Here is a 23,880-nt window from a genome sequence, read left to right on the forward strand (position 1 = left end):
ACCATGTCTGCTGCCGCCGACGGCTTCCGCATGCCCGCCGAGTGGACCCCGCACGAGCGCACCTGGATGGCGTGGCCGGGCCCCAACCCGACCTTCGACGACCCGGACGACCTCGCCGCCTCCCGCGCCGCCTGGGCCTCGGTGGCCCGCACGATCCGCCGCTTCGAGCCGGTGACCGTGGTCTGCGGCCCCGGCCAGTCGGCCGAGGCCGAGGCGCTGCTCGGTCCGGACGTCGACACCGTCGAGCGGGACCTCGACGACGCCTGGATGCGGGACATCGGGCCGACCTTCCTCACCAACGGCAAGGGCGAACTGGCCGCCGTGGACTGGACGTTCAACGGCTGGGGCGCCCAGGACTGGGCCCGCTGGGAGCACGACTCCAAGATCGCCGCGTATGTCTCCGACCTCGCGGGCGCGAAGACGTACGCCTCGAAGCTGGTCAACGAGGGCGGCGCGATCCACGTCGACGGCGAGGGCACGGTCCTGCTGACGGAGACCGTCCAACTCGGGCCCGAGCGCAACCCGCACTGGTCGAAGGAGGAGGTCGAGGCCGAGATCCACGCCCAGCTCGGCACGAGCAAGGCGATCTGGCTGCCGCGCGGCCTGACCGGCGACTACCCGCCCTACGGCTTCGGCACCCTCGGCCACGTCGACATCGTCGCCGCCTTCGCCCGGCCGGGCGTCGTGGTGGCGCACACCCAGCCGGACCCCGCCCACCCCGACCACGAGGTCACCCGGGAGGTCATCGGCATCCTGCGCTCCCAGACCGACGCCCGGGGCCGTGCGCTGGAGGTGGTGGAGGTCCCCGCCCCGACCGTCCTGGAGGCCGACGGCCACTGGGCCGACTACTCCTACATCAACCACTACATCTGCAACGGCGGCGTCGTGCTGTGCGGCTTCGACGACCCGCGCGACGAGATCGCCGCCGGGATCTTCCGCCGCCTCTTCCCCGAGCGGACGGTCACCCTGGTGGACGCGCGTACGATCTTTGCGGGTGGGGGCGGCATCCACTGCATCACCCAGCAGCAGCCGAAGGCCTGAGATGACGTAGGAGACAGGGATGGCCGGTGCGGCACGGGCGCGGAAGAACGCGCCGCCGCGCGAGGAGGTACTCGCCGCCGCCATGGACATGATCGCCGAACGCGGTCTGGAGAAGCTCACCATGGCGGCACTCGGCCGCGAGGTCGGGATGAGCAGCGGCCATCTCCTGTACTACTTCCACTCCAAGGACGAACTGCTGCTGCAGACCCTGGAGTGGAGCGAGGGGCGGCTCGGCGCGGAACGGGGCCGGCTCCTCACCGGCCCGGGAACCGCCCGGGAGCGCCTGTCCGCCTATGTCGACCTGTACGTCCCCGACGGCCACCGCGATCCGCACTGGACCCTGTGGCTGGAGGTGTGGAACCGCTCGCAGAACGCCGACGACGACGCGCGTGCCCGGCAGACGGCGATCGAGGGGGCGTGGCACAGGGACCTGGTGGCGCTGATCGCCGAGGGGATGTCGAGGGGCGAGTTCCGCAGGCTGGACGCGGACCGCTTCGCAACGAGGCTGCGTGCGCTGCTGGACGGGTTCTCCATCCATGTGGCCATCGGGTTGCGCGGCACTGATCGCGACCAAGTGCTGGCGCATGTCAGGGAGTTCATTGCCGACTCCCTCCAGGTACCGGCGGGGTAGAGGAATCGTCCGCTCCGGTGCCGGGCAAGTAACGCCGCATGGGACGACAACACTGGAAGAAGATCTGGGTCGGTTCGGCGGGCAACATGGTCGAGTGGTTCGACTGGTTCGTGTACGCGAGCTTCGCCACCTACTTCGCCGGCGCGTTCTTCCCGAGCGGCAACCCCACCGCCCAACTCATGAACACCGCCGGCATCTTCGCCGTCGGCTTCTTCATGCGGCCCGTGGGCGGCTGGCTGCTCGGCAGGGTCGGCGACCGCAAGGGCCGTAAGGCGGCGCTGACCCTGACCGTCACGCTGATGTCGGCGTCGGCGGTGCTCATCGCCGTCGCCCCCACCTACGCGGCCGCCGGCTACGGCGGCGCGCTCGTGCTGCTCGTCGCCCGCCTGCTGCAGGGCCTGTCGGTGGGCGGCGAGTACGCGGCCAGCGCCACCTATCTGACCGAGGCCTCGGACCCGAAGCGGCGCGGATTCGCCTCCAGCTTCCAGTACGTCTCCATGACCGCCGGGCAGATCGCCGGCCTCGGGCTGCAGATCATCCTCCAGCGGACCATGTCCGACAGCGCCCTGCACAGCTGGGGCTGGCGGATCCCGTTCGTCGTCGGTGCGCTCGGCGCCGCCGTCATCTTCTATCTGCGGCGCAGCATGCTGGAGACCGAGGTGTACGCGGAGGACGACTCGCACGCCGAGGAGCGCGGCACCCTGCGCGCGCTGTGGGCGCACAAGCGGGAGGCGTTCCTGGTCATCGCCCTCACCATGGGCGGCACGGTCGCCTACTACACGTACACCACCTATCTGACCAAGTACCTGTCCAACTCGGCCGGCCTGCCCAAGCAGACCGCCACCCTGGTCTCCTTCACCGCGCTGACCGTCTTCGCCGCGCTCCAGCCCCTCGCGGGCGCCCTCTCCGACCGGATCGGCCGGCGCCCGCTGCTGATCACCTTCGCGGTCGGCTCCACCGTCCTCACCGTGCCGGTCATGACCCTGCTCAAGCACGCGGGCAGCTTCTGGCCGGCCCTCGGCCTCGCCCTGCTCGCGCTGGTCGTCGTCACCGGCTACACCTCGATCAACGCCTGTGTGAAGGCCGAGCTGTTCCCCACCGGGGTGCGTGCCCTGGGCGTGGCCCTGCCGTACGCCCTCGCCAACGCCCTGTTCGGCGGCACCGCCGAATACGTCGCCCTGTGGTTCAAGAAGGCCGGGATCGAGTCCGGCTTCTCCTGGTACGTGGCGGGCTGTGCCGCCGTGTCCCTCGCGGTGTACGTCACCATGCGGGAGACGAAGGACCTGGACCTCGCCCGGGGGAGGGACCGTGCGGATTCCAGTCTGACGCCCGCATCCTGAGACGGGCGGCGAGCCGGGGGCGGGACTGTGCCAGACTGCCCCCGTGCTCTCGCTCGCCATGATTATGGGCAGCAGGCGCGCCGGTCCGCAGTGACCACCTCGTACGACCAGGTGCGGGTGGCCACCGTCGTCCTCGACCCGCGCGCAGACCTCTCGCACCCGCGAGGGGTTTTTTCGTTTTCCGGCCCACCTTCAGCCGGGAGCGCAGCGCGAGGGACCATTGGGGGGACGGTGGAGCCGGTCATTCCGGTAAGACCGAAGATTCACAACAGGAGCCTTGAGACCATGACCGAGACGGCAACCAGCGAGCTCGACGACTCGTTCCACGTCTTCGACACCACGCTGCGCGACGGCGCGCAGCGCGAGGGCATCAACCTCACCGTCGCGGACAAGCTCGCCATCGCACGGCACCTGGACGACTTCGGCGTGGGCTTCATCGAGGGCGGCTGGCCCGGCGCGAACCCGCGCGACACCGAGTTCTTCGCCCGCGCGCAGGCGGAGATCGACTTCAAGCACGCCCAGCTGGTCGCCTTCGGCGCCACCCGCCGCGCCGGTGCGAAGGCCGCCGAGGACCCGCAGGTCAAGGCCCTGCTGCAGTCCGGCGCCCCGGTGATCACCCTGGTCGCCAAGTCGCACGACCGGCATGTGGAACTGGCGCTGCGCACCACCCTGGACGAGAACCTGGACATGGTCCGCGACACCGTCTCGTACCTCAAGGACCAGGGCCGCCGGGTCTTCGTGGACTGCGAGCACTTCTTCGACGGCTACCGCGCCAACGCCGAGTACGCCAAGGCGGTCGTCCGTACGGCGGCGGAAGCCGGCGCCGACGTCGTCATCCTCTGCGACACCAACGGCGGCATGCTCCCCGCCCAGATCCACGCCGTCGTCTCCACCGTCCTCGCCGACACCGGCGCCCGGCTCGGCATCCACGCCCAGGACGACACCGGCTGCGCGGTCGCCAACACCCTCGCCGCCGTCGACGCGGGCGCCACCCATGTGCAGTGCACGGCCAACGGCTACGGCGAGCGCGTCGGCAACGCCAACCTCTTCCCGGTCGTCGCCGCCCTGGAGCTGAAGTACGGCAAGAAGGTGCTGCCCGACGGCAAGCTCCGCGAGACCACCCGGATCTCGCACGCCATCGCCGAGGTCGTCAACCTCACCCCGTCCACCCACCAGCCGTACGTCGGCGTCTCCGCCTTCGCGCACAAGGCAGGACTGCACGCCTCCGCGATCAAGGTCGACCCGGACCTGTACCAGCACATCGACCCCGAGCTGGTCGGCAACACCATGCGCATGCTGGTCTCCGACATGGCCGGCCGCGCCTCGATCGAGCTGAAGGGCAAGGAGCTCGGCATCGATCTGGGCGGCGACCGGGAGCTGGTCGGCCGGGTGGTGGAGCGCGTGAAGGAGCGCGAGCTCAAGGGCTACACGTACGAGGCCGCCGACGCCTCCTTCGAACTCCTGCTGCGCGCCGAGGTCGAGGGCCGCCCGCTGAAGTACTTCGACGTGGAGTCCTGGCGGGCCATCGTCGAGGACCGCCCCGACGGCACCCACGCCAACGAGGCCACCGTCAAGCTGTGGGCCAAGAGCGAGCGGATCGTCGCCACGGCCGAGGGCAACGGCCCGGTCAACGCCCTCGACCGCGCGCTGCGGGTCGCCCTGGAGAAGATCTACCCGCAGCTCGCCAAGCTGGAGCTGGTCGACTACAAGGTCCGCATCCTGGAGGGCAAGCACGGCACCTCCTCCACCACCCGGGTGCTGATCTCCACCTCCGACGGCTCCGGCGAGTGGTCCACCGTCGGCGTGGCCGAAAACGTCATCGCCGCCTCCTGGCAGGCCCTGGAGGACGCGTACACGTACGGCCTGCTGCGGGCGCGCGTGGAACCGGCGGAGTAGTCACAGTGGAGGCATGAGCACAGACAACGCCGATCCGCTGTCCCGGGCCCGCGTGGCCACCCGGCTGCCCGCCGGGGACCTGGAGCGGGCCCGGCGCTTCTACGCCGGCAAGCTGGGTCTGGAACCCGTCGACGAACGCCCCGGCGGGCTGCTGTACCGGTGCGGCGGAACCGACTTCGTGGTGTTCCGCTCCACCGGGGTCTCGCCCGGCACCTTCACCCAGATGGCGTTCGAGGTCGACGACCTGGAGGCGGTCGTGGCGGAGCTCAGGCGGCGCGGAGTCGTGTTCGAGGACGTGGACGCGCCCGGCTTCCGCACCCGGGACGGCATCGCCGAGATCGAGGGCAACTACCCGAGCAAGGGTGCGCGCGGGGAGCGGGGCGCCTGGTTCCGGGACAGCGAGGGCAACCTGATGGGCATCGGCCAGCCGGTCTTCTGAGGTCCGGGGCCCAGCCGGTCCTCTGGGGGCTCAGGGCGCCCGCCAGATGTTGTCGAAGGCCACGTTCTCGATGCGCCGCCGCTCGCGCACGGCCTCCAGCTCGGTCACCGCGTCGCCGACCGCCACCAGGACGGTGACGACCGCCTCGTCCCCGGGCTCCTCCTCGGGCGACCGCTCGCCCCGGATGCCCAGGGTGGAGGCGAGTCCGGCCAGGACGGGCTCGTGGGACCACCACCGGTCGGCCGCGTGCCGGCGGGCAGGGGTGTCGGCCTGCGGGTCGTCCCGGTCGCGCAGTGCCAGCCAGTGCCGGCGCTTCCCAGTGAGCTGCCCCTCGGACTCCAGCACGTCACGGTAGGCCACGGCCAGCCCTTCCCCCCGGCGCCACAACCAGTCCTCGACCGTCTCGTACGGCTCCCTCCGCACCAGCGCCGCCCCGGCCTCGTCCAGCATCCGGTCACCCGTGGTCAGCACCGGACCGGGCACGATGCGCTCACCGTCCAGGGTGAGAGCCCGCGCGCCGAGCAGATCGATCAGCTCGGCCCCCGCGAGCGCCAGCGACAGATCGCCCTGCTCGACGGGCCGCTCGCCGGGCACGTCGAGACTGACGAGGAACAGATCCTGCGGTGTGGTCATAGCCCTACCATGGGCCGCGAAGCCCGGAAGCGCAGCACGGCGACCGCCTTTTTCCGCCCCGGAACGTCTGACGTGACGTCTTGACGGGCCTGTGGGCCGTTAGTTAACTCACGGCGTGATCTAAGCCATGAGTGAACCGCGAGAGCCGAGGGAAGGTCCATGCCGAGAACCGCCCTGCTCGTCTCCGGGGCCCTGCTCGCCGCCCTGCTGCCCCTGTCCGCCGCCGCCCACGCCGCCGACGACCCCGCCCCGCTCCCCGTCGACCGCTTCGAGGGCGAGGTCCCCTTCGCCTCCCAGCCCGCCGACGGCATCTTCACCTGGGGGAGCGACACCGACGACCCGCCCGCCCTCCGCCTCGCCGGCCGCGCCGACGCCCCCGAGGGCGCCAAGGTCCTCACCGGCACCTACGACATCAGCGGCTACGGCGGCTTCACCCACGACTTCGCCGCCGACCGGCCCGCCCACGACTGGTCCGCCCACCAGGGCATCCGCTTCTGGTGGGACGGCCGCGACAACGGCCGGAAGATCGCCTTCGAGATCAAGGACGGCGGCGCGAACGGCGAGGCGTCGGAACTCTGGACGGCCTCCTTCACCGACGACTTCACCGGCTGGAAGCAGATCCGGATCCCCTTCACCGACTTCGCCTACCGCACCGACTACCAGCCCGTCGGCGGCATCGACCACGTCCTCGGCCTCACGCAGATGTGGGGGTACGCCGTCACGCTCCCGGCCGGCACCAAGGGCGACTTCGCCATGGACGACGTCGAACTGTACGGGAAGGCCGACCAAACGCTGCGCGCCTCCGTCGGCACCGACGCGCCCGTCCACCCGGTCGGGCCGGGCGGCACCGCCGAGGTCAGGGTCACCCTGGCCACGACCGGGGACCGGCCCGTCGACGAGCCGGTGACGGTCGCCTACCGGACCGAGGGCGGCACCGCCACCGCCGGCCGGGACTACACCCCGGTCGAAGGCACCCTCACCTTCCCGGCAGGGACCGCCTCCGGAACGTCGAGAACGATCGAGGTGCCCACGCTCAGGGACAAGGCGCCCGCACCCGCGAAGACCATCCCCCTCAAGCTCACGGTCACCGGCGCCCAGGCCCCCGCCGAGACCCCGCAGATCGTCGTCGACGCGCACGGACTGCCGTATCTGAACAGCAAGTTGCCGGTCAGGAAGCGCGTCGCGGACCTGCTGTCCCGGATGTCCCTCGCGGAGAAGGCCGGGCAGATGACCCAGGCCGAGCGCGGTGCCGTCGGGGGCGGGGCCGACATCGCGACCTACGCCCTCGGCTCGCTGCTGTCCGGCGGCGGATCCGTCCCCACACCCAACACCCCCGAGGCCTGGGCGAAGATGATCGACGGCTTCCAGCTTCGCGCCCGGTCGACGCGGTTCCAGATCCCGCTGGTCTACGGCGTCGACGCGGTCCACGGCCACAACAACCTGGCCGGCGCCACGATCATGCCGCACAACACCGGTCTCGGCGCCACCCGGGACCCCCAACTCGCCGAGGAGACGGGCGAGGTGACGGCCGCCGAGGTCCGCGCCACCGGCATCCCCTGGGACTTCGCGCCCTGCCTGTGCGTGAGCCGCGACGAACGCTGGGGCCGCGCCTACGAGTCCTTCGGCGAGGACCCGGCCCTCGTGCAGTCCATGGAGACCGTCATCCAGGGCCTCCAGGGCCGGCCCGACGGACGCGACCTGAGCCGGAACGACAAGGTGCTCGCCACCGCCAAGCACTTCGCCGGCGACGGCGGCACCGCGTACGGTTCCTCGACCACCGGCACCTACACCATCGACCAGGGCGTCACCACGGTCACCCGGCGGCAACTGGAGGACATTCACCTGGCGCCCTACAAGACGGCCGTCGAGCGGGGCATCGGCTCGGTCATGCCGTCGTACTCCTCCCTCGACATCGTCGGTGACGGCAAGGGCGCGGTGAAGATGCACGCCCGCGGCGACATGATCAACGGGGTCCTCAAGGACCGGATGGGCTTCGGCGGCTTCGTCATCAGCGACTGGAACGCCATCGACCAGCTCCCCGGCGACCACGCGGCCCACGTCCGCACGGCGGTGAACGCGGGCGTCGACATGATGATGGTGCCGTACACCTACCAGGACTTCACCAGCACGCTCGCCGACGAGGTGAAGGCGGGCCGGATCAGCGAACGGCGGATCGACGACGCGGTCTCCCGCATCCTCACCCAGAAGTTCAGGCTCGGCCTCTTCGAGCACCCCTACGCCGACACCAGCGGCGCCGCCGCCATCGGCTCCCCGGCCCACCGCGCGGTCGCCCGCCGGGCGGCCGCCGAGTCGCAGGTCCTGCTGAAGAACAGCGGGAACGTCCTGCCGCTGAGGAAGAGCGAGAAGGTGTACGTGGCCGGGTCGAACGCCGACGACCTCGGCAACCAGACCGGCGGCTGGACCCTCACCTGGCAGGGCGGCTCCGGCACCCACACCCGGGGCACGACCATCCTGCAGGGCATGCGCGAGGCCGGCGGGGACGTCACCTACTCCAAGGACGCCTCCGCCCCGACGGACGGCTACGACGCCGGCGTGGTCGTCGTCGGCGAGACCCCCTACGCCGAGGGCGTCGGCGACGTCGGCAACGGGCACAGCCTCCAGCTGTCCGCCGCTGACCAGGCCGCCGTGGACAAGGTGTGCGCGGCCATGAGGTGCGCGGTGCTGATCGTCTCCGGCCGCCCCCAGCTCATCGGCGACCGGCTCGGCGGGATCGACGCGCTGGTGGCCTCCTGGCTGCCCGGCACCGAGGGCGAGGGCGTCGCCGACGTGCTCTACGGCGAGCGCCCCTTCACCGGACAGCTCCCCGTCACCTGGCCGAGGTCCGAGGCGCAGCTGCCGATCAACGTGGGCGACACGTCGTACGACCCCCGGTTCCCGTACGGCTGGGGCCTGACCACGCTCACCGGCGTCCCGCGCGGCGGCACGGCCACCCTGAGGGCGCTGGGCGCGGCGGCGACGGCGGCCGAGCGGCGGGGTGACGCGCGGGCCGGCCGTGAGCTGGTCACCAAGGCGCGGCTCCTGGTCCAGCAGGAGATCGGCGACCGGATGACACACGCGGCGGCGAAGCCCTTCGCCGACGCCGACCATCTGCTGCTGACCGGCCGGTACGGAAGGGCGGTGGAGAAGCTGACGGAGGCGTACCGGGCGGTGTAGCTCGGGGGCATTCGCCCGCTTACGGGGGGGCTTCGGGTAACTTCGAAGGATGAAGGCCGTCCCGCGGACCCGAAGCCTCCCGGCCCTGCTGCTGGCCGCCCTCGCCCTGGTGCTGGCGACTCTGTTCGCACCCGGGGCGAGTGCGGACACGAGCATCTCCACCATCGCCCAGGCCCTGCGCAAGAGCCCGGTCTACGTCGACCCGGCCGCCTCGGCCCAGCTGCCGAAGGCGGACGCCGACGCGCTCGCGAAACGCATCAAGGACGCGGACAAACCGCTGTTCATCGCGGTGCTCCCGGCCGGCTACCCGACCGCGAACCTCTTCGTCGACCTGCGCGCGGCCACGGGCGTCACCGGTCTGTACGGCATCCGGCTCGGCGACCGCTTCGACGCCCGCGCCGACTCCTCCGTCATGTCGGTGACGGCCCGGCGGAACCTGGTGACCAGCGTCCAGGGCGAGCCGGCGAAGGCCCAGCTCACCGACTTCGCCGACCGCGCCCTGGCCCACATGGGCGGTCACGCCCCGAAGAGCTGGGGCGGCGGCTCCGGCGGGGGATCCTCCGCCACGGCGGCCCTGATCGCGCTGGGCGCGGTGCTGGTGGCGGGCGGTGCGGGCGCGTACGCGCTGGTCCGGCGTAACCGTCGGCGTCGCGAGGAGGAGCAGCGGGCCGCCCTCGACCGTCTCCGGGTGGTCGTGGACGAGGACATCACCGCCTTCGGCGAGGAACTGGACCGCCTCGACTTCCAGCCGGCCGGCCCCGGCGCCGACGAGGCGATGCGCGCCGACTACGAACACGCCCTCGACGCCTACGACACCGCCAAACAGCGCATGGCGCAGGCGAGCCGCCCGGAGGACGTGCGCACGGTCACCGAGGCCCTGGAGGACGGCCGCTTCTCCCTGGCCCGGCTGGCCGCCCGCCGTGAGGGCCGCCCCCTGCCCGAGCGCCGCCCGCCCTGTTTCTTCGACCCCCGGCACGGTCCCTCGGTGACCGACGCGCCCTGGACCCCGCCCGGCGGTGCCCCGCGCCAGGTCCCGGTCTGCGCGGCCGACGCCACCCGGCTCGCCGACGGCCGCGACCCGGTGATCCGCGAGGTCGACACCGACTACGGCCGCCGCCCCTACTGGGACGCGGGCCCCGCCTACGGCCCCTGGGCGGGCGGCTACTTCGGCGGCGGCATCCTGCCCGGCCTCCTGGTCGGCACCCTCCTCGGCAGCATGATGGCCGCCCCCTCGTACGCGGCCGACTACGGCACCGGGTACGGCGACTTCGGCGGGGGCGACTTCGGCGGGGGCGGCTACGAAGGGGGCGACGTCTCCGGCACGGACTTCGACGCCGGTGACTTCGGGGGAGGGTTCGGGGACGGCGGCGACTTCGGTGGGGGAGGGGGAGACGGCGGCGGCGACTTCGGCGGGGGGTTCTGACCGGAGGGCTCAGCCTGAGGGGCAGAGGGGGTCTCCAGGGAACCCAGCCGTTCCATCAGCCCGGCCGCCAGCGCCAGCACGCCGCGCTCGGTGTCGCCGAGCGATCCGAGCGCCCCGGCCAGCCAGGCGTCCCGCTCGGCCATGTCCCGCTCCAGCGCCTGACGCCCTGGGCCGGTGAGCGACAGCACGGACTGCCGCCGGTCGTCCGTGGCCCGCTCCCGCGCGATCAGCCCCTCGGCCTCCAGCTCGGCGTAGATCCGGGTGAGCGACTGGGGTCGCTGCCGCTCCGCCGCCGCGATCTCGCCGGGCGTCGACGGCCCGTTCCGGTGCAGGTGTCCGAGTACGACGAGCTGGTTGGAGCTGAGACTCCCGTCCCCGCGCTCCTGCCGCAGACGCCGGCTGAGCAGGACGACGGCGCGACGGAACTGGGCGGCCTCGGAGAGATGGTCCATGAGAAGATCGTACGCAATAACTTACTAGTTCAGGAGCCCGACTCCCTGTATGGTCGGCAAGTGCGCCAAAAACTCATACGCAATGCGTACGAATCTCTGGTGACGATGACGGCGGTCCTGCTGTGCTGGGGAACCACCCTCTGGCTGGAGGGCGCGGCCCGGCTGCACACCGACGTACTCGTCCTCGCGGTCGCCCTGACGCTCACCCTGTCCTCGACCCAGCGCACGGCATCCACGCGCCGCAGACTGACGGCGCTCGTGCTCCTGCCGGTGACGGTCGCCGGTGCCCAGTTCCTGGGCCGGCTGATCATGCACCACTACGCCCTCGGTGCCGCCGTCTACACGGTGGGCGTCTCCCTGTGCATCTGGATCCGCCGCTTCGGGCACGCGGCGGCCAAGGCCGGCACCCTGATGACCCTGCCCTTCGTGGCCCTGCTCGTCGTCCCCGGCCCGGCGCTGCCGCCCGCCGCCGAGAGCGGGCTGGTGAGCTGGTTCTGGTCGGCCGTGGTCGGCGTCCTGGCCTGTGCCTGCGTCTGGCTGGTGCAGGGGCTCGGCGACCGGTACGGCCCCTGGCGCCCGGACCCCGAGCCGCCGCCCGCGCCGCGCAGGGCCTCCCGTCTCCGTCCCCGCCCGAGTACCCGGATGGCCGTGCAGATGGCGGGGGGCGTGGCGGCGGCGTTCGTCTGCGGCCGGCTGTTCTTCGACGGCCACTGGCCGTGGGCGGTGCTCACGGCGTACGTGGCGGCGAGTGGCAACCGGGGGCGAGAAGACGTGCTCCGCAAGGGGGTCGAGCGGTTCGCCGGAGCGTCTGCGGGCACGCTGCTGGCCACGGGGGTGGGGGCAGCGGGCATCACCGGACGGGCGTCGGTGGCGGCGATGTTCGCCGTCCTCGCCGTCGCCCTGTGGCTGCGCCCGCTCAACTACGCCTACTGGGCGGCCGGGATGACGACCGCACTCTCCCTGCTGCTGGGCTACTTCGGCCAGGACGCGGTGAGTCTGCTGCCGACCCGCCTCGCCGCGATAGCGATGGGCGCGGTCCTGTCCATCGCCGCGGCCTGGTGGCTGCTGCCGCTCCGGCGTCCGTCGCGGACGCGGACGGTGGTGGGGGCGGTGGCTGCTTCGAGGCAGTCGCCGCCCTGACCGCCACTGCACGTCCGGCTGTGAGTGCCGTTGCCCCGCAGGGTCACGCGTTCCTGACCGCCGAGATGTCGAAGTTCAGCTTGATCTTGTCGGAGACGAGGACGCCGCCGGTCTCCAGTGCCGCGTTCCAGGTCAGGCCCCACTCCGAGCGGAGGATCTCGGCCTTGCCCTCGAAGCCGACCCGCTCGTTGCCGAACGGGTCCTTCGCGGCGCCGTTGAACTCCAGGTCGATGGTGACCGGCTTGGTCACGCCGAGGAGGGAGAGATCGCCGGTGATGCGGTAGTCGTCGCCGCCCAGGGCCTCCGCCTTGGTGGAGCGGAAGGTCATGACCGGGAACTCGTCGGTCTTGAAGAAGTCGGACGACTTCAGGTGGCCGTCCCGGTCGGCGCTGCCGGTGTCGATGCTGTCCATCCTGATGTCGAGCGTGGCGGTGGACCTGCTGGGGTCCGCCCCGTCCAGGTGCAGCGTGCCGGTGATGTCGTGGAAGCGGCCCTTGACGTTGGTGACCATGGCGTGCCGGGCGACGAAACCGATCGTGGTGTGCGCCGGGTCGACCGTGTAGTCACCGGTCAGCGCGGTGAGGTCGGGGCCCGTGGCGGCCGGCGTGGCGGTGGTCGCGGGGGTGCTGTCCTTGCGGCTGAAGAAGCCCATGTCGTGCTCCAGGGAGTGTCCGTACAGTCGGTTGAAGGTTGAACAACCTCACGCTCTCGACCGTAGACCTATTTAGTTCGACTTTCAACCTCATGGGGGCCGGGTGTGGCCGGTGGACCGTCGCCGGAGGGGGCGTGTCACTCTGGGGATGGCATCTGCGCACCTCGAATGTGAGGTGGCTCTCAGGTGGCGTCTTTGTGCTCTCCCTACAACGCCGATGCCCTGTGACCAGTCGAAAGGGCTGCACGTGCCCATGGTTCTGTTCACTGGCACCAGGAAAACGGGCCGGAGACTGTACAGAGTCGACGGCTCGCTTTCCTTGGCAACCTTCGTAAGGTCGCTACATGACCGTTTTGGAAGAGACGACGGGTGAGCCGACCGGCGAGCCGACGGACGCGCGCGGACGGGTCGCCGAGCTGCACGAGATTCGTGCCCAGGCCGTGGCGGGCCCGAGCGAGAAGGCGACCGAGGCGCAGCACGCCAAGGGCAAGCTGACCGCACGGGAGCGGATCGAGCTGCTCCTGGACCCGGGGTCCTTCCAGGAGGTCGAGCAGCTGCGACGGCACCGGGCGACCGGCTTCGGCCTGGAGGCGAAGAAGCCGTACACCGACGGTGTGATCACCGGCTGGGGGACGGTGGAGGGCCGTACGGTCTTCGTCTACGCCCATGACTTCCGGATCTTCGGCGGCGCGCTGGGCGAGGCCCACGCCACCAAGATCCACAAGATCATGGACATGGCCATCGCGGCCGGTGCGCCGCTGGTGTCGCTGAACGACGGTGCGGGCGCCCGCATCCAGGAGGGCGTCAGCGCGCTCGCCGGTTACGGCGGCATCTTCCAGCGCAACACCAAGGCGTCGGGTGTCATCCCGCAGATCTCGGTGATGCTGGGTCCGTGCGCGGGCGGCGCGGCCTACAGCCCCGCCCTGACGGACTTCGTGTTCATGGTCCGCGAGACCTCGCAGATGTTCATCACCGGACCGGATGTGGTCAAGGCGGTGACCGGCGAGGAGATCAGCCAGAACGGCCTCGGCGGCGCCGATGTGCACGCCGAGACGAGCGGTGTCTGCCACTTCGCCTACGACGACGAGGAAACCTGCATCGCCGAGGTGCGGTACCTGCTGTCGCTGCTGCCGCAGAACAACCGCGAGAACCCGCCCCGGGCGGAGTCGGGCGACCCGGTGGACCGCCGGTCCGACGTCCTGCTCGACCTGGTCCCGGCCGACGGCAACCGGCCGTACGACATGGCCAAGGTCATCGAGGAGATCGTCGACGACGGCGAGTACCTCGAAGTGCACGAGCGCTGGGCGCGGAACATCATCTGCGCGCTGGCCCGCCTGGACGGCCAGGTGGTCGGCATCATCGCGAACCAGCCGCAGGTCCTGGCCGGGGTCCTGGACATCGAGGCGAGCGAAAAAGCTGCACGCTTTGTCCAGATGTGTGACGCTTTCAATATCCCGATCGTCACCTTCCTGGACGTTCCGGGGTTCCTCCCCGGTGTGGACCAGGAGCACGGCGGAATCATCCGTCACGGCGCGAAGCTGCTGTACGCCTACTGCAACGCGACCGTGCCGAGGATCTCGCTGATCCTGCGCAAGGCGTACGGAGGTGCCTACATCGTCATGGACTCCCAGTCGATCGGCGCCGACCTCACCTACGCCTGGCCGACGAACGAGATCGCCGTCATGGGCGCCGAGGGCGCGGCCAACGTGATCTTCCGCCGTCAGATCGCCGGGGCGGAGGACCCCGAGGCCATGCGGGCGCGGATGGTCAAGGAGTACAAGTCCGAGCTGATGCACCCGTACTACGCGGCCGAGCGCGGCCTGGTGGACGACGTCATCGACCCGGCCGAGACCCGCGAAGTCCTGGTGAAGTCCCTGGCGATGCTGCAGTCCAAGCACGCCGACCTGCCCTCGCGCAAGCACGGCAACCCCCCGCAGTAACCGAGCGGACCCGCCGCGGCAACCCCGCGGACCTCTCTCTCACGGAGACTGACACCCATGAGCACTCCTGACATCCGCGTCGAGAAGGGCCACGCCGAGCCCGAGGAAGTGGCCGCCATCACGGCCGTCCTCCTGGCCCGTGCGGCGGCCCAGCCGGCGCCTTCCGCCCAGACCCACCGAGGCCGCGCCAAGGCCGGCTGGCGCCGCCTGGAGCGCGAGCCGGGCTTCCGGGCACCGCACAGCTGGCACTGAGTTCTTGCGCGTACACCGCAGCCCCGCGGCTCCCTTCCGGGAGGGCGGGGCTGCGGTGGTTCAGCGGACGATCACGGTGACGCCGGGTAGGTCCGGTGCGGTGACGGGGCCTTTGGGAGTCGCGCAGTCCCCCAGCTCCAGCCGCCTCAGCCGGCCAAACGCGCGCAGGCCGTCGAGCGCGTCGGGCAGAAGACAGTCGAGCAGAGTGAGATCGATGAGCTTTGAGTGGACCGGGGCCAGCTGCCCACGGATGTCGAGGACATCGAAGTTGTAGAGGTTGAGACCGCGCAGACCGGTCAGCGCGGACAGGGGCGAGAGGTCGGGCAGGGGGCTGGTCGGCCACCCCACCAGGTGCAGATATTCGATGCCCGTGAACGGAGTCACGAACTCCAGTCGGGCCGCCCCCGTGACTCCCCAGAAGGCCAGCCAGTAAAGGTTCGGCGGGACCGGGAGCCCCTCGATGCCATCCGGACTGCTGAGCGGCAACTGGAGCAGGCGCAACTGAGGCAGATTCGCCAGGGCTTCCGGATGTCGGAGCACCGCATCGCCGAACAGCTGGAGGTTTTCCAGTCCCGGGTGGCCGACCAACAGGGACAGGTCTGCCGTGCCGCGCACGTTGCACCCCAGTTCCTGCAGCGGGGACAGCTCGCCCAGGACGGACAGGTCGTGCAGGCCGAACATGATCCTCAGCGAGGTCAGCGACGTCAGCCGTGCCGCCGCCCGCAGCTGGGCCGAGTGCGTCAGTTCCACCGAGTGCTCGCCCAGCGGAAGCCCACCCATCACCCGATCGGCGTAAGCATCCGCATCGAAATACGCCCAGGCGTCGATCAGCGCGGCGACCACATCGCGACGTCGGTCGTCCGTGTACCCCTCAAGCAGCCCCAACGCCTCCTGTCCACCGATCAGCGCGACGGTCCGCACCGTCTGCACCGCCGCCTTGGACGACAACTCCTCCAGCGACCGGGGCAGCCGGCGCAGCAGGCTGGAGCCGACCGCCGCCAGCGCCGGCGGGTCCGTTGCGCGGCGCGGCGGCAGCAGCGCCGACACCGCGTCCTCCAGCCGCCCGGCCAGACCGTCGGAGACCTCCGGCACCGTCTCCTGGCACGCCGCCGCCAGCAACCGCAGCTTCCGTCGGTAGCGCGGTTCGGACGCCGCCCGGTCCAGGATGCCGCCGAGCAGCTCCTCCCGCTGCGGGCGGATCGCATGGCCCGCCGCCATGATGATCGTCTCGCGCCACAGGTCCAGGTGGGCCCGCTCGACCAGGTTGCCGATGCGGTCCTCCTCCGTGGCCTCCTCGGCGGCCAGGTACTCCTGGAAGGTCCGGTGGACGAAGTCCAGGCGGCCCTCGGCGGGGGAGCGCAGGATCCCCGAGCGGTCCCGGAGCTGTTCCAGCACCTTGGCGCCGTCGTGCTCGTCCAGGTGCCGCATCGCCGTGAGCTTCCTGCCGACGTGCACCGCCGCCTGCTCCAGCGCGATCTCGGTGCGGTTGTTGTCGGACAGCCGCCACGCCAGGTCCCGCAGCAGTACCAGCTTGTCGCCCAGGCTCAGCCGGCCGTCCACGGCGCTCGGCACGTTCCGGTCGGCGTCCCGTTCGTGGACCAGGGTGTGCAGGGCGTTGCGGTACAGCTCCATCCGGTCCCGGGGCAGCCGGCTGCCCCGGGTGAGGTGCATCGCGCACAGCATCGCCGCCAGCAACGGTGTGCCCGCCAGGGACTGCAGGTGCGGGCGGTCCTTCAGGCTGGCCAGCAACGACTGTTCGTAGTGCGGCAGTTCCTCGACCGCGCAGGGCAGCTCCGCACCCAGTTCGCGTACCGCCTGGTGCCACTGCCGCACGAAGGCCGACAGGTCGGGCGGGGTCATGCGGTCCAGGTGCAGGGCCGTGAACTCCTCGCGGCGCAGCCAGTCGGCACGCGCCGCCGCGGGACGCGAGGTGACCACCACGCGCACGTCCCCGTAGGCGGCCAGCAGCCCGCGCAGCCACTCCCGCACGCCCCGCCGCTCTCCGTCCAGCAGCTCGTCCACGCCGTCGATCAGCAAGAGCGCCCGGCCGTCGGCGAGTTGGCGCTCCACCCAGGCCTTCGGCATGACACCGGTGATCTGCCCGGCCACCGAGTCCAGCATCGCCTCGGGGAGCGGCAGGGCCCGTCCGCTGTACTCCCGCAGCCTCACGAAGACCGGCGTCAGGCCGTTCCAGGCGGCCAGCTCCCCGGTGAACGCGCCGCGCGCGGCCGTGACGGCCAGCCAGCGCAGCAGTGTCGTCTTGCCCGAGCCCGCCTCGCCGCGCAGCAGCACGCGGGTGGCTCCGCCCAGGGCCGCCTCCACCCGCATGCCCGCGCTGTCGCCGGGCTCCTCCCAGTCGCTCATGTCGGGCCGCAGCACCGGCAGGGAGCGGGCCGGGCGCCGGCCGCTGCCGTCGTCCCCCGTGGCGCGCAGACTCACGTACGCCACCGACAGCCGCACCTGTGCCCCCGCCCGGTCGGACGTGCGGCGGAACAGCTCCACCTCGTCCAGCCCGGTGCTGACGAGCTCCAGGTAGCGGCGCCGGAAGTCCCCGTCCCGGTCCGTGCCCTCCGGCGCGAACAGCGACCGGTCGGGCAGCCGTTCCAGAACCCGGGCGATCTGCGCGCCCATCGACGTGGTACGCGCCAGCAGTTCGCTCAGCGCCCGTTCCTCGAAGACCGGCAGGCCCTGCACGATCCGCACGTAGTACTCGACGCACTCCGCGAACAGCACCTCGTACAGCCGGCCCTCCGCCTCGCCGAGGCCCACCGGCGGCCGTACGGAACCCGTCACCCGCCGCACGATCTCCGCCGGCCTCGCGTCCGCCGTCAGGATCGCCTCGTCCGACAGGTCCGCCGCCGCGAACGTGTCGCACACGCCGTCGATCACGGCTTCCCGGCTGCTCTCGTCCAGCCCGCCGAACTCCCGCTCCAGGAACGGCGCCAACCGGTCGAACACCGCGTCCGCGATCTCCCCGAACTGCCGCTCCACACTCCGCTGGAAGCGCAGACCCGGCACCCGCAGCCGGATCAGCCCGGCCATGTCCGTCCGGCGTTCCTGCTCCCGCCGTCTGCCCCCGAGCCATGCCTGGGCCGCGGCCTTGGCCACGGTCGTCCCCAGTCGTAACGCGGCCGCCTCAGCGCTCATCGCCCGCCCCCTCCGTGAACACGATGTGGGGCATTGTCACCCGGTGCGCCGGGCCCCGTCCCGCTTTTGCAGCCACCAGCCCAGCGGGAGCTCCAGGGTCGCCAGGCACACCGCAGGCCACAGCGAGGAGGTGTGCAGGCCCGGTGTCCAGGCCATGACCAGGATGGCCGTCAGGAACATGGACAGCCAGCCCAGAAGGTACCGGTTGCGCAGGCCCAGCAGCCGCAGGGGATACAGCACCGCCGAGGCCAGCGCGGCACACGGCAGGGCCAGCAGCACCGCCCAGAACACCGCGCCCAGGCCGTCGATCTCGATCGTCCCCGGAAAGGCGGCCACCGTCGCCAGCACCACCAGCAGCAGGAACAGGGCCGCCGGCACGGCGCCGAACAGGGCGACCAGGGCGCCCGCCAGAAACTTGCTCACAACCATCCCCGTACACGACAAAAGCCTCTGTCCCCCACGAAGAGAGACAGAGGCCGGAGTCGGTTGCTTCGCGCGGCGGCGTTACCGCAGGCGGGCCATCAGGGCGTGCTCGACCAGGGTGATCAGCGCCGACTTGGCGTCCGCGCGGTGGCGGGCGTCGGTCGTGATGATCGGGGTGTCGGGGCCGATCTGCAGGGCCTCGCGGACCTCGTCCGGGTTGTACGGCTGGTTGCCGTCGAAGCCGTTGAGGGCGATGACGAACGGCAGGCCCGAGTTCTCGAAGTAGTCGACCGCGGGGAAGCAGTCGGCGAGGCGCCGGGTGTCGACCAGGACGATCGCGCCGATCGCACCGCGCACCAGGTCGTCCCACATGAACCAGAAGCGGTCCTGGCCGGGGGTGCCGAAGAGGTACAGGATCAGGTCCTGGTCCAGGGTGATGCGGCCGAAGTCCATGGCGACCGTGGTGGTCGTCTTGTCCCCGGTGTGGGTGAGGTCGTCGATGCCCGCCGACGCGGATGTCATCACGGCCTCTGTGCGCAGCGGGTTGATCTCCGAGACGGCGCCGACGAACGTGGTCTTGCCCACGCCGAAGCCGCCCGCCACCACGATCTTCGCGGAGGTGGTGGAGCGGGAAGGACCGCCGCTAGAGCTTGCGAAGTCCACTGAGCACCCTTTCGAGCAGTGTCACGTCTGGCTGGCCACCGGCGTTCTCGTCGCCGCCGGGCTGATGGATGGCGACCAGGCCCGCCTCCGCCAAGTCGGCGACGAGGATCCTGGCCACGCCGAGAGGGATCGTCAGGAGCGCGGAAATTTCGGCCACCGACTTGATCTCTCGGCAGAGGTTGCAGATCCGCTGATGCTCGGGCAGCTGGCCCTGCATCTGGTGCGGAGCGGCGGTGGTGTGCACCAGCGCCTCGATGGCGAGCTGGTAGCGCGGGCGGGTCCGGCCGCCGGTCATGGCGTACGGACGCACCAAGGGGTTGTTCGAGGCGGTCGCGGGCGCCGGCTCGGGGCGGCGCTGCGGTTGCACCGGCTGGATGCGCGGGGCCGGCGGCTGGTCGTACGGCGAGGGGCCGGGGCCCTGCGGAGCGTACGGCTGCCGGTGGCCCGGGGCGGAGGGGAAGTTGTAACGGTTCGGGTTCTGGGAACCGTCGCCGCGGCCCTGGGCAGGGCCGTACGACCAGTTGCCCGAATTCGAACCGCCTGGGGGTGTTGCCACTCTCTTCTCCTCCTCCGACTGTGCCGGGCACCCATCCGTGTGGAGCCGCGTCCCGAAACCTTACGGCCCCGGGACGCGTATACGCACCGTTCGCCTGCTAGTTGAGAAGGCTTCCCTGGAGCTCTGCACGCAGATCCGGGGTGAGGACCGTGCCCGCGCGGTCCACCAGAAGGGCCATCTCGTACCCGATGAGGCCGATGTCCGCTTCCGGGTGGGCCAGCACGGCGAGCGACGAACCGTCGGAGATGGACATGATGAAGAGGAATCCCCGCTCCATCTCCACAACCGTCTGGTTCACGCTGCCGCCCTCGAAGATGCGGGAGGCGCCTGCCGTCAGAGACGTCAGACCGGAGGCGACGGCCGCGAGCTGGTCGGCGCGGTCGCGGGGGAAGCCTTCGGACATCGCCAGAAGGAGTCCGTCGGCGGAGACCACCACCGTGTGGGACACCCCCGGGGTGTTGTCCACGAAGTTGGTGATCAACCAGTTCAGGTTCTGTGCCGCCTGGCTCATCGGGCTCACACTAACGCTCCTGGTTGTAGGTGCTGTCAGGACCGAAGCCCTGGCCGTTCGTTTCACTGCCTGCGCTGCGTCCGCGCTGGACGCCTCGACGCAGGTTGCTCAGCCTGCCCCGGACGTCCTCCGGGGCGCGGGAGACCTGTGGGCCCCCCTGGGGGGTGGTTTCGGCGGAACCCTGGACCAGGTTGGCCTTGGGTACCCGCCGCGGCAGGCCCGAGGCGGTGACCCCGCCTGCCTTGGGCTTCCGGAGCTGCGCCGCCTGCTGCCAGCGCTCGTCGTTGGCCGAACGCCAGCTGTCGTCGCCGCCCGCTCCCGGTGTGTTGTCCGGTGCCTTGGCTTCCTGCTGCGCGCGCGCCGTGCCGTTCGCGGCACCCGAGCCGTTGGAGCCGCTCGCGACGGATCCGCGGCGGGGCAGCCCGGCGTCGGTCAGCTCGTGGGCGGCGGGAGAGCCCGGTCCCGGACGGTCGAAGCCTACGCGGTTCCGCTCACTCGCGTCAGCGGCCTGCGCGGACTCCGCTTCCGGAGCGTACTGGTCCGGATACCCGTTCCGGTAGCCGTGCTGCGGCTGCTGCGGCTGCTGAGGCCAGTCGTCCTGGTAGGACGGGGCCTGCGCCGGCTCCTCGTACGCGGGGTCCGGGTAGCCGCCGTTGGGCGCGTAGTACTGCTCCTCGTACGGCTTGTCGTACGACTGCTCCTGGAACGAGGCCTGCTGCGGCTCGGCGTACGTCTGCTCCTGGTACGCCTGCTGCGGCTGCTCCTGGTACGTCTGCTCCTGGTACGCCTGCTGCGGCTGCTCCTGGTAGGCCTGCCGCCCGTCGAAGAGCGGGTCCTCGTACCGGGGGGCCTCGGCGGCCTCCGTCTGCGGCTCGGCGGCCTGCTGGCCGTGCGTCTGGGCCTCCAGGGCCGCCCGGCGCTCCTCGCGCATCAGGGAGCGGCCGACGGGGTCCAGCTCACGGATGTCGTCGGGGACCTCCGTGTACCGGCTGTCGTCGAAGCCCAGTTCGGCGGCGGTGCGCAGCGGCTGCTGCTGGTGGAAGTTCTCGCCCTGGAACTGCTGCTCCGGGATGATCTGCGAGACCGTGAACTCCTCGCGGTCCAGCGGTGTTTCGCCGCCACCGCCGTGCGTGATCGCGTCCGGCAGCATGACCAGGGAGGTCGTACCGGCCTGCTCGCCCGAGGGGCGCAGCTGGACGCGGATGCCGTGCCGGTCGGACAGCCGGCCGACCACGAACAGGCCCATGCGCTGGGAGATCGCGGCGTCCACGGTCGGCGGGTTGGCCAGCTTGTGGTTGATGTCCGCGAAGTCCTCGGCGGTCAGGCCGATGCCCTTGTCGTGGATCTCGATCATGACGCGGCCGTCGGGCAGCCGGGTCGCGGTGACGCGGACCTTGGTCTGCGGGGAGGAGAACGTGGTGGCGTTCTCCAGCAGCTCGGCCAGCAGGTGCACGAGGTCGGTGACCGCGCGGCCGTGGATCTCGGCCTCCGGGACGCCGGACAGCTCGATGCGCTCGTACTGCTCCACCTCGGAGGAGGCGGCGCGCAGCACGTCGACGAGGGGGACCGGCTGGTCCCAGCGGCGGCCGGGCTCCTCGCCCGCGAGGACCAGCAGGTTCTCGCCGTTGCGGCGCATACGGGTGGCCAGGTGGTCCAGCTTGAAGAGGTTCTCCAGCTGGTCCGGGTCGGCCTCGTTGTTCTCCAGGTCAGTGATCAGGGTCAGCTGGCCCTCGATCAGCGACTGGTTGCGGCGCGACAGGTTGGTGAAGATCGCGTTGATGTTGCCCCGCAGCAGGGCCTGCTCGGAGGCGAGCCGGACCGCCTCGCGGTGGACCTGGTCGAAGGCGCGGGCGACCTCGCCGATCTCGTCCTTGGTGGTGATCGGGATCGGGGCGACCCGGGTGTCGACCCGGCCGGGGTCGGTGCGGGAGAGCTGGTCGACCAGCATCGGCAGCCGCTGCTCGGCGATACCGAAGGCGGCGTTGCGCAGCTGGCGCATCGAGCGGCTCATCTGGCGGGCCACCAGACCGGCCAGGATGAACGCCGCGAGCAGCGCGACCACGACGACGCCACCGGTGATGAACGCCGAGGTCTTGGCGTTGTCGGCGATGTCGGAGGCCTCGTTCACGGCCTTGTCGGCCATGTCCGACTCGATCTGCCGGTACGCCTTGTACTTCAGCGTGTTGACCGCGTACCAGTTGTCGGCGGTGATGCCGCCCGCCGCGAGGGTCTGGCGGGTCAGCGCGCTGGTGTCCTTCATGGTGGCCAGCTGCGCCACCATCTTGGTCGGGTCGGAGGGCGGCGGGACGTAGTTCGGGTTCTGCTGCTTGGCCGACGCGGCCATCGCGGCGCCCTGCGACTCGATCTGGGTCTGCTCGTCCTTCAGCCGCTGCGCGTCGGCCTCGGTGCCACCGCCCTTGTACTCCTCCAGGGCGATGCGCTCAAGGTAGGCGTACGAGGACAGGGAGACCCGCTGGGTCGCCAGGTTGGGGGCGTCCGGGCCGGGCTTGACCAGCAGATGCGTGCCGATCGACCGCTCCAGCGACAGCGCCGCCTTGGTCAGCGAGATGGCGTAGACGGTACGGCCGTAGGAGGTGATGTTGCCGGTGCCCAGACCGAGCTCGTTGGCGAACTCCATCAGGGGGTGGGCGACCTCGACGTAGCCCTCTTCGGTCTGCACGCCGGTCATCTTGGAGGTGTACGCGACCTGGCGCAGCTGCGCGAGCTGGGGCTCGGCCTCGCGGAACAGCTTCAGCCGGCGCACCAGGCCCGACTTCTGCGGCATGTTCTGCGCGGCCTGGTCGAAGCCGTCGGCGGCGTCGTCCGTGGTCTTGCGGGCGGCGGCGATGGTCGCCTTGCTCTTGCTGTCGGTCTTCTTCAGCAGCAGGGGCGCCGCGGTGACGTCACGCTCGTTCTCGAGGGCGTCGGCGTAGGTGAGGGCGGCTCGCACCAGGCGGGCGGTGTTCTCGGCGTCGCGTGCCTGCTGCCAGGTGTCGATCGAGCTCTTCACCTGGAAGCCGCCCATGACGAGGCCGACCGCCACGGGTATCAGCAGGATCGCGTTCAGCCTGGTCGGCACCCGCCAGTTGCGCGGCGAGAAACGGCCGCCGCTCGGCGCGGGGGCCGACGTCGGTTCCGCGCCGGGCACAGGGGTGGGCGCCGCAGCGCGCGGCGGCGGGGTGAAGTTGCCCCGTGCCGACGGCTCGGGACCGTTCTTGCTTCGCCTCACTCGACCAACAACCTCTCGGCGGTCGGCACCTACGTCGTGCCGCAGTCTCTCAGAGCCCGGTTCGTCATCGACCCCTTGGTAGGTACGTCTTTGACTATTGGGCAGTTCAGGCATTCCAGCACGTGGACCAGCGCTCTTCCAAACAGTGGAAACCTTGCGGCGCCCGTCTTGTAAGCCCCAGATAAAACGGTCATAAAGAGCGAGCCCCGCCAAAAGGCGGGGCGTTTGTGCGCGCAGCGGCACTGCGCGACCGCGTCGCGTGGTGATGCCGGGTGATTCCTCTGCCGAACTGTTATGAACGTCGGAGCCGACCGTGGCTAAGGCCACAGTCGGCTCCG

18 protein-coding genes and 1 pseudogene are annotated in these 23,880 nt (G+C 71.0%); 10 read left to right on the forward strand and 9 right to left on the reverse strand.

What is annotated here, in order from left to right; genetic code table 11:
* Positions 1 to 3 precede the first annotated feature (3 nt).
* From ABT171_RS05585 to ABT171_RS05605, 5 genes are all read left to right on the forward strand, one after another.
* Positions 4 to 1,041, forward strand: coding sequence for an agmatine deiminase family protein (locus ABT171_RS05585; protein WP_351240130.1), 1,038 nt, complete (start codon positions 4 to 6; stop codon positions 1,039 to 1,041).
* 19 nt (positions 1,042 to 1,060) lie between these two features.
* Positions 1,061 to 1,672 carry a TetR/AcrR family transcriptional regulator gene (locus ABT171_RS05590; protein WP_351240132.1) on the forward strand — a complete coding sequence of 204 codons (612 nt, stop codon included), beginning with the start codon at positions 1,061 to 1,063 and terminating at the stop codon, positions 1,670 to 1,672.
* A gap of 38 nt (positions 1,673 to 1,710) precedes the next feature.
* Entirely contained in the window at positions 1,711 to 3,012 is a 1,302-nt protein-coding gene (locus ABT171_RS05595; RefSeq protein ID WP_351240134.1) for an MFS transporter, read from the forward strand.
* Positions 3,013 to 3,297: 285 nt separating this feature from the next.
* A complete protein-coding gene (gene cimA / locus ABT171_RS05600) occupies positions 3,298 to 4,908 on the forward strand; it encodes a citramalate synthase (RefSeq protein WP_351240136.1) in 1,611 nt (536 codons plus the stop codon).
* A 13-nt stretch (positions 4,909 to 4,921) separates the two neighbouring features.
* Positions 4,922 to 5,347: a VOC family protein gene (locus ABT171_RS05605; RefSeq protein WP_351240138.1), complete on the forward strand. Its 426-nt coding sequence runs from the start codon at positions 4,922 to 4,924 to the stop codon at positions 5,345 to 5,347.
* Between the two features lie 30 nt (positions 5,348 to 5,377).
* On the opposite strand, the gene ABT171_RS05610 is transcribed toward ABT171_RS05605, so the two are convergent.
* Entirely contained in the window at positions 5,378 to 5,980 is a 603-nt protein-coding gene (locus ABT171_RS05610) for a GOLPH3/VPS74 family protein (protein WP_351240140.1), read from the reverse strand.
* Positions 5,981 to 6,139: 159 nt separating this feature from the next.
* On the opposite strand from ABT171_RS05610, the gene ABT171_RS05615 reads away from it, so the two are divergent.
* On the forward strand, positions 6,140 to 9,154 hold the full coding sequence (locus tag ABT171_RS05615) for a glycoside hydrolase family 3 N-terminal domain-containing protein (RefSeq protein WP_351240142.1): 3,015 nt from the start codon (positions 6,140 to 6,142) through the stop codon (positions 9,152 to 9,154).
* Between the two features lie 49 nt (positions 9,155 to 9,203).
* The gene (locus tag ABT171_RS05620) at positions 9,204 to 10,577 is read left to right on the forward strand and encodes a hypothetical protein (protein WP_351240144.1); all 1,374 of its coding nucleotides are present in this window, start codon (positions 9,204 to 9,206) and stop codon (positions 10,575 to 10,577) included.
* 203 nt (positions 10,578 to 10,780) lie between these two features.
* On the opposite strand, the pseudogene ABT171_RS05625 reads toward ABT171_RS05620, so the two are convergent.
* Positions 10,781 to 11,029 (reverse strand): annotated as a pseudogene (locus ABT171_RS05625) (MarR family winged helix-turn-helix transcriptional regulator); the annotation flags it as partial.
* Between the two features lie 105 nt (positions 11,030 to 11,134).
* Here ABT171_RS05625 and ABT171_RS05630 point away from each other — a divergent pair.
* A complete protein-coding gene (locus tag ABT171_RS05630; protein ID WP_351240504.1) occupies positions 11,135 to 12,169 on the forward strand; it encodes an FUSC family protein in 1,035 nt (344 codons plus the stop codon).
* A 43-nt stretch (positions 12,170 to 12,212) separates the two neighbouring features.
* Here ABT171_RS05630 and ABT171_RS05635 read toward each other — a convergent pair whose 3' ends face one another.
* Positions 12,213 to 12,821 (reverse strand): YceI family protein, encoded by a 609-nt coding sequence (locus ABT171_RS05635; protein WP_351240146.1) that lies wholly within the window; start codon positions 12,819 to 12,821, stop codon positions 12,213 to 12,215.
* Between the two features lie 344 nt (positions 12,822 to 13,165).
* Between ABT171_RS05635 and ABT171_RS05640 the strand changes: the two genes are divergently transcribed.
* Positions 13,166 to 14,761: an acyl-CoA carboxylase subunit beta gene (locus ABT171_RS05640; RefSeq protein WP_351240148.1), complete on the forward strand. Its 1,596-nt coding sequence runs from the start codon at positions 13,166 to 13,168 to the stop codon at positions 14,759 to 14,761.
* A gap of 57 nt (positions 14,762 to 14,818) precedes the next feature.
* Positions 14,819 to 15,013, forward strand: coding sequence for an acyl-CoA carboxylase subunit epsilon (locus ABT171_RS05645; RefSeq protein WP_351240150.1), 195 nt, complete (start codon positions 14,819 to 14,821; stop codon positions 15,011 to 15,013).
* Between the two features lie 60 nt (positions 15,014 to 15,073).
* On the opposite strand, the gene ABT171_RS05650 is transcribed toward ABT171_RS05645, so the two are convergent.
* The 6 genes from ABT171_RS05650 to ABT171_RS05675 form a co-directional block, all read right to left on the reverse strand.
* Positions 15,074 to 18,160 (reverse strand): NACHT domain-containing protein, encoded by a 3,087-nt coding sequence (locus ABT171_RS05650; RefSeq protein WP_351240152.1) that lies wholly within the window; start codon positions 18,158 to 18,160, stop codon positions 15,074 to 15,076.
* A 36-nt stretch (positions 18,161 to 18,196) separates the two neighbouring features.
* Positions 18,197 to 18,583, reverse strand: a complete 387-nt coding sequence (locus ABT171_RS05655) for a hypothetical protein (RefSeq protein WP_351240154.1) — start codon at positions 18,581 to 18,583, stop codon at positions 18,197 to 18,199.
* Between the two features lie 81 nt (positions 18,584 to 18,664).
* A complete protein-coding gene (locus tag ABT171_RS05660; RefSeq protein ID WP_026248371.1) occupies positions 18,665 to 19,246 on the reverse strand; it encodes a GTP-binding protein in 582 nt (193 codons plus the stop codon).
* A complete protein-coding gene (locus ABT171_RS05665) occupies positions 19,227 to 19,802 on the reverse strand; it encodes a DUF742 domain-containing protein (RefSeq protein WP_351240156.1) in 576 nt (191 codons plus the stop codon). Before ABT171_RS05665 ends, ABT171_RS05660 begins: the two co-directional genes overlap by 20 nt.
* Positions 19,803 to 19,899: 97 nt before the next feature.
* Positions 19,900 to 20,313: a roadblock/LC7 domain-containing protein gene (locus tag ABT171_RS05670; protein WP_004983065.1), complete on the reverse strand. Its 414-nt coding sequence runs from the start codon at positions 20,311 to 20,313 to the stop codon at positions 19,900 to 19,902.
* Positions 20,314 to 20,323: 10 nt separating this feature from the next.
* Positions 20,324 to 23,542 (reverse strand): sensor histidine kinase, encoded by a 3,219-nt coding sequence (locus tag ABT171_RS05675; RefSeq protein WP_351240158.1) that lies wholly within the window; start codon positions 23,540 to 23,542, stop codon positions 20,324 to 20,326.
* Positions 23,543 to 23,880 lie beyond the last annotated feature (338 nt).

The organism is Streptomyces sp. NPDC001851 (assembly GCF_040297165.1).
GTDB lineage: Bacteria > Actinomycetota > Actinomycetes > Streptomycetales > Streptomycetaceae > Streptomyces.

Coding starts and splice junctions, on each gene's coding strand:
- ABT171_RS05585 (WP_351240130.1), top strand. CDS start 4: ATGTCTGCTGCCGCCGACGGCTTCCGCATGCCCGCCGAGTGGACCCCG.
- ABT171_RS05590 (WP_351240132.1), top strand. CDS start 1,061: ATGGCCGGTGCGGCACGGGCGCGGAAGAACGCGCCGCCGCGCGAGGAG.
- ABT171_RS05595 (WP_351240134.1), top strand. CDS start 1,711: ATGGGACGACAACACTGGAAGAAGATCTGGGTCGGTTCGGCGGGCAAC.
- cimA (WP_351240136.1), top strand. CDS start 3,298: ATGACCGAGACGGCAACCAGCGAGCTCGACGACTCGTTCCACGTCTTC.
- ABT171_RS05605 (WP_351240138.1), top strand. CDS start 4,922: ATGAGCACAGACAACGCCGATCCGCTGTCCCGGGCCCGCGTGGCCACC.
- ABT171_RS05610 (WP_351240140.1), bottom strand. CDS start 5,980: ATGACCACACCGCAGGATCTGTTCCTCGTCAGTCTCGACGTGCCCGGC.
- ABT171_RS05615 (WP_351240142.1), top strand. CDS start 6,140: ATGCCGAGAACCGCCCTGCTCGTCTCCGGGGCCCTGCTCGCCGCCCTG.
- ABT171_RS05620 (WP_351240144.1), top strand. CDS start 9,204: ATGAAGGCCGTCCCGCGGACCCGAAGCCTCCCGGCCCTGCTGCTGGCC.
- ABT171_RS05630 (WP_351240504.1), top strand. CDS start 11,135: ATGACGGCGGTCCTGCTGTGCTGGGGAACCACCCTCTGGCTGGAGGGC.
- ABT171_RS05635 (WP_351240146.1), bottom strand. CDS start 12,821: ATGGGCTTCTTCAGCCGCAAGGACAGCACCCCCGCGACCACCGCCACG.
- ABT171_RS05640 (WP_351240148.1), top strand. CDS start 13,166: ATGACCGTTTTGGAAGAGACGACGGGTGAGCCGACCGGCGAGCCGACG.
- ABT171_RS05645 (WP_351240150.1), top strand. CDS start 14,819: ATGAGCACTCCTGACATCCGCGTCGAGAAGGGCCACGCCGAGCCCGAG.
- ABT171_RS05650 (WP_351240152.1), bottom strand. CDS start 18,160: ATGAGCGCTGAGGCGGCCGCGTTACGACTGGGGACGACCGTGGCCAAG.
- ABT171_RS05670 (WP_004983065.1), bottom strand. CDS start 20,313: ATGAGCCAGGCGGCACAGAACCTGAACTGGTTGATCACCAACTTCGTG.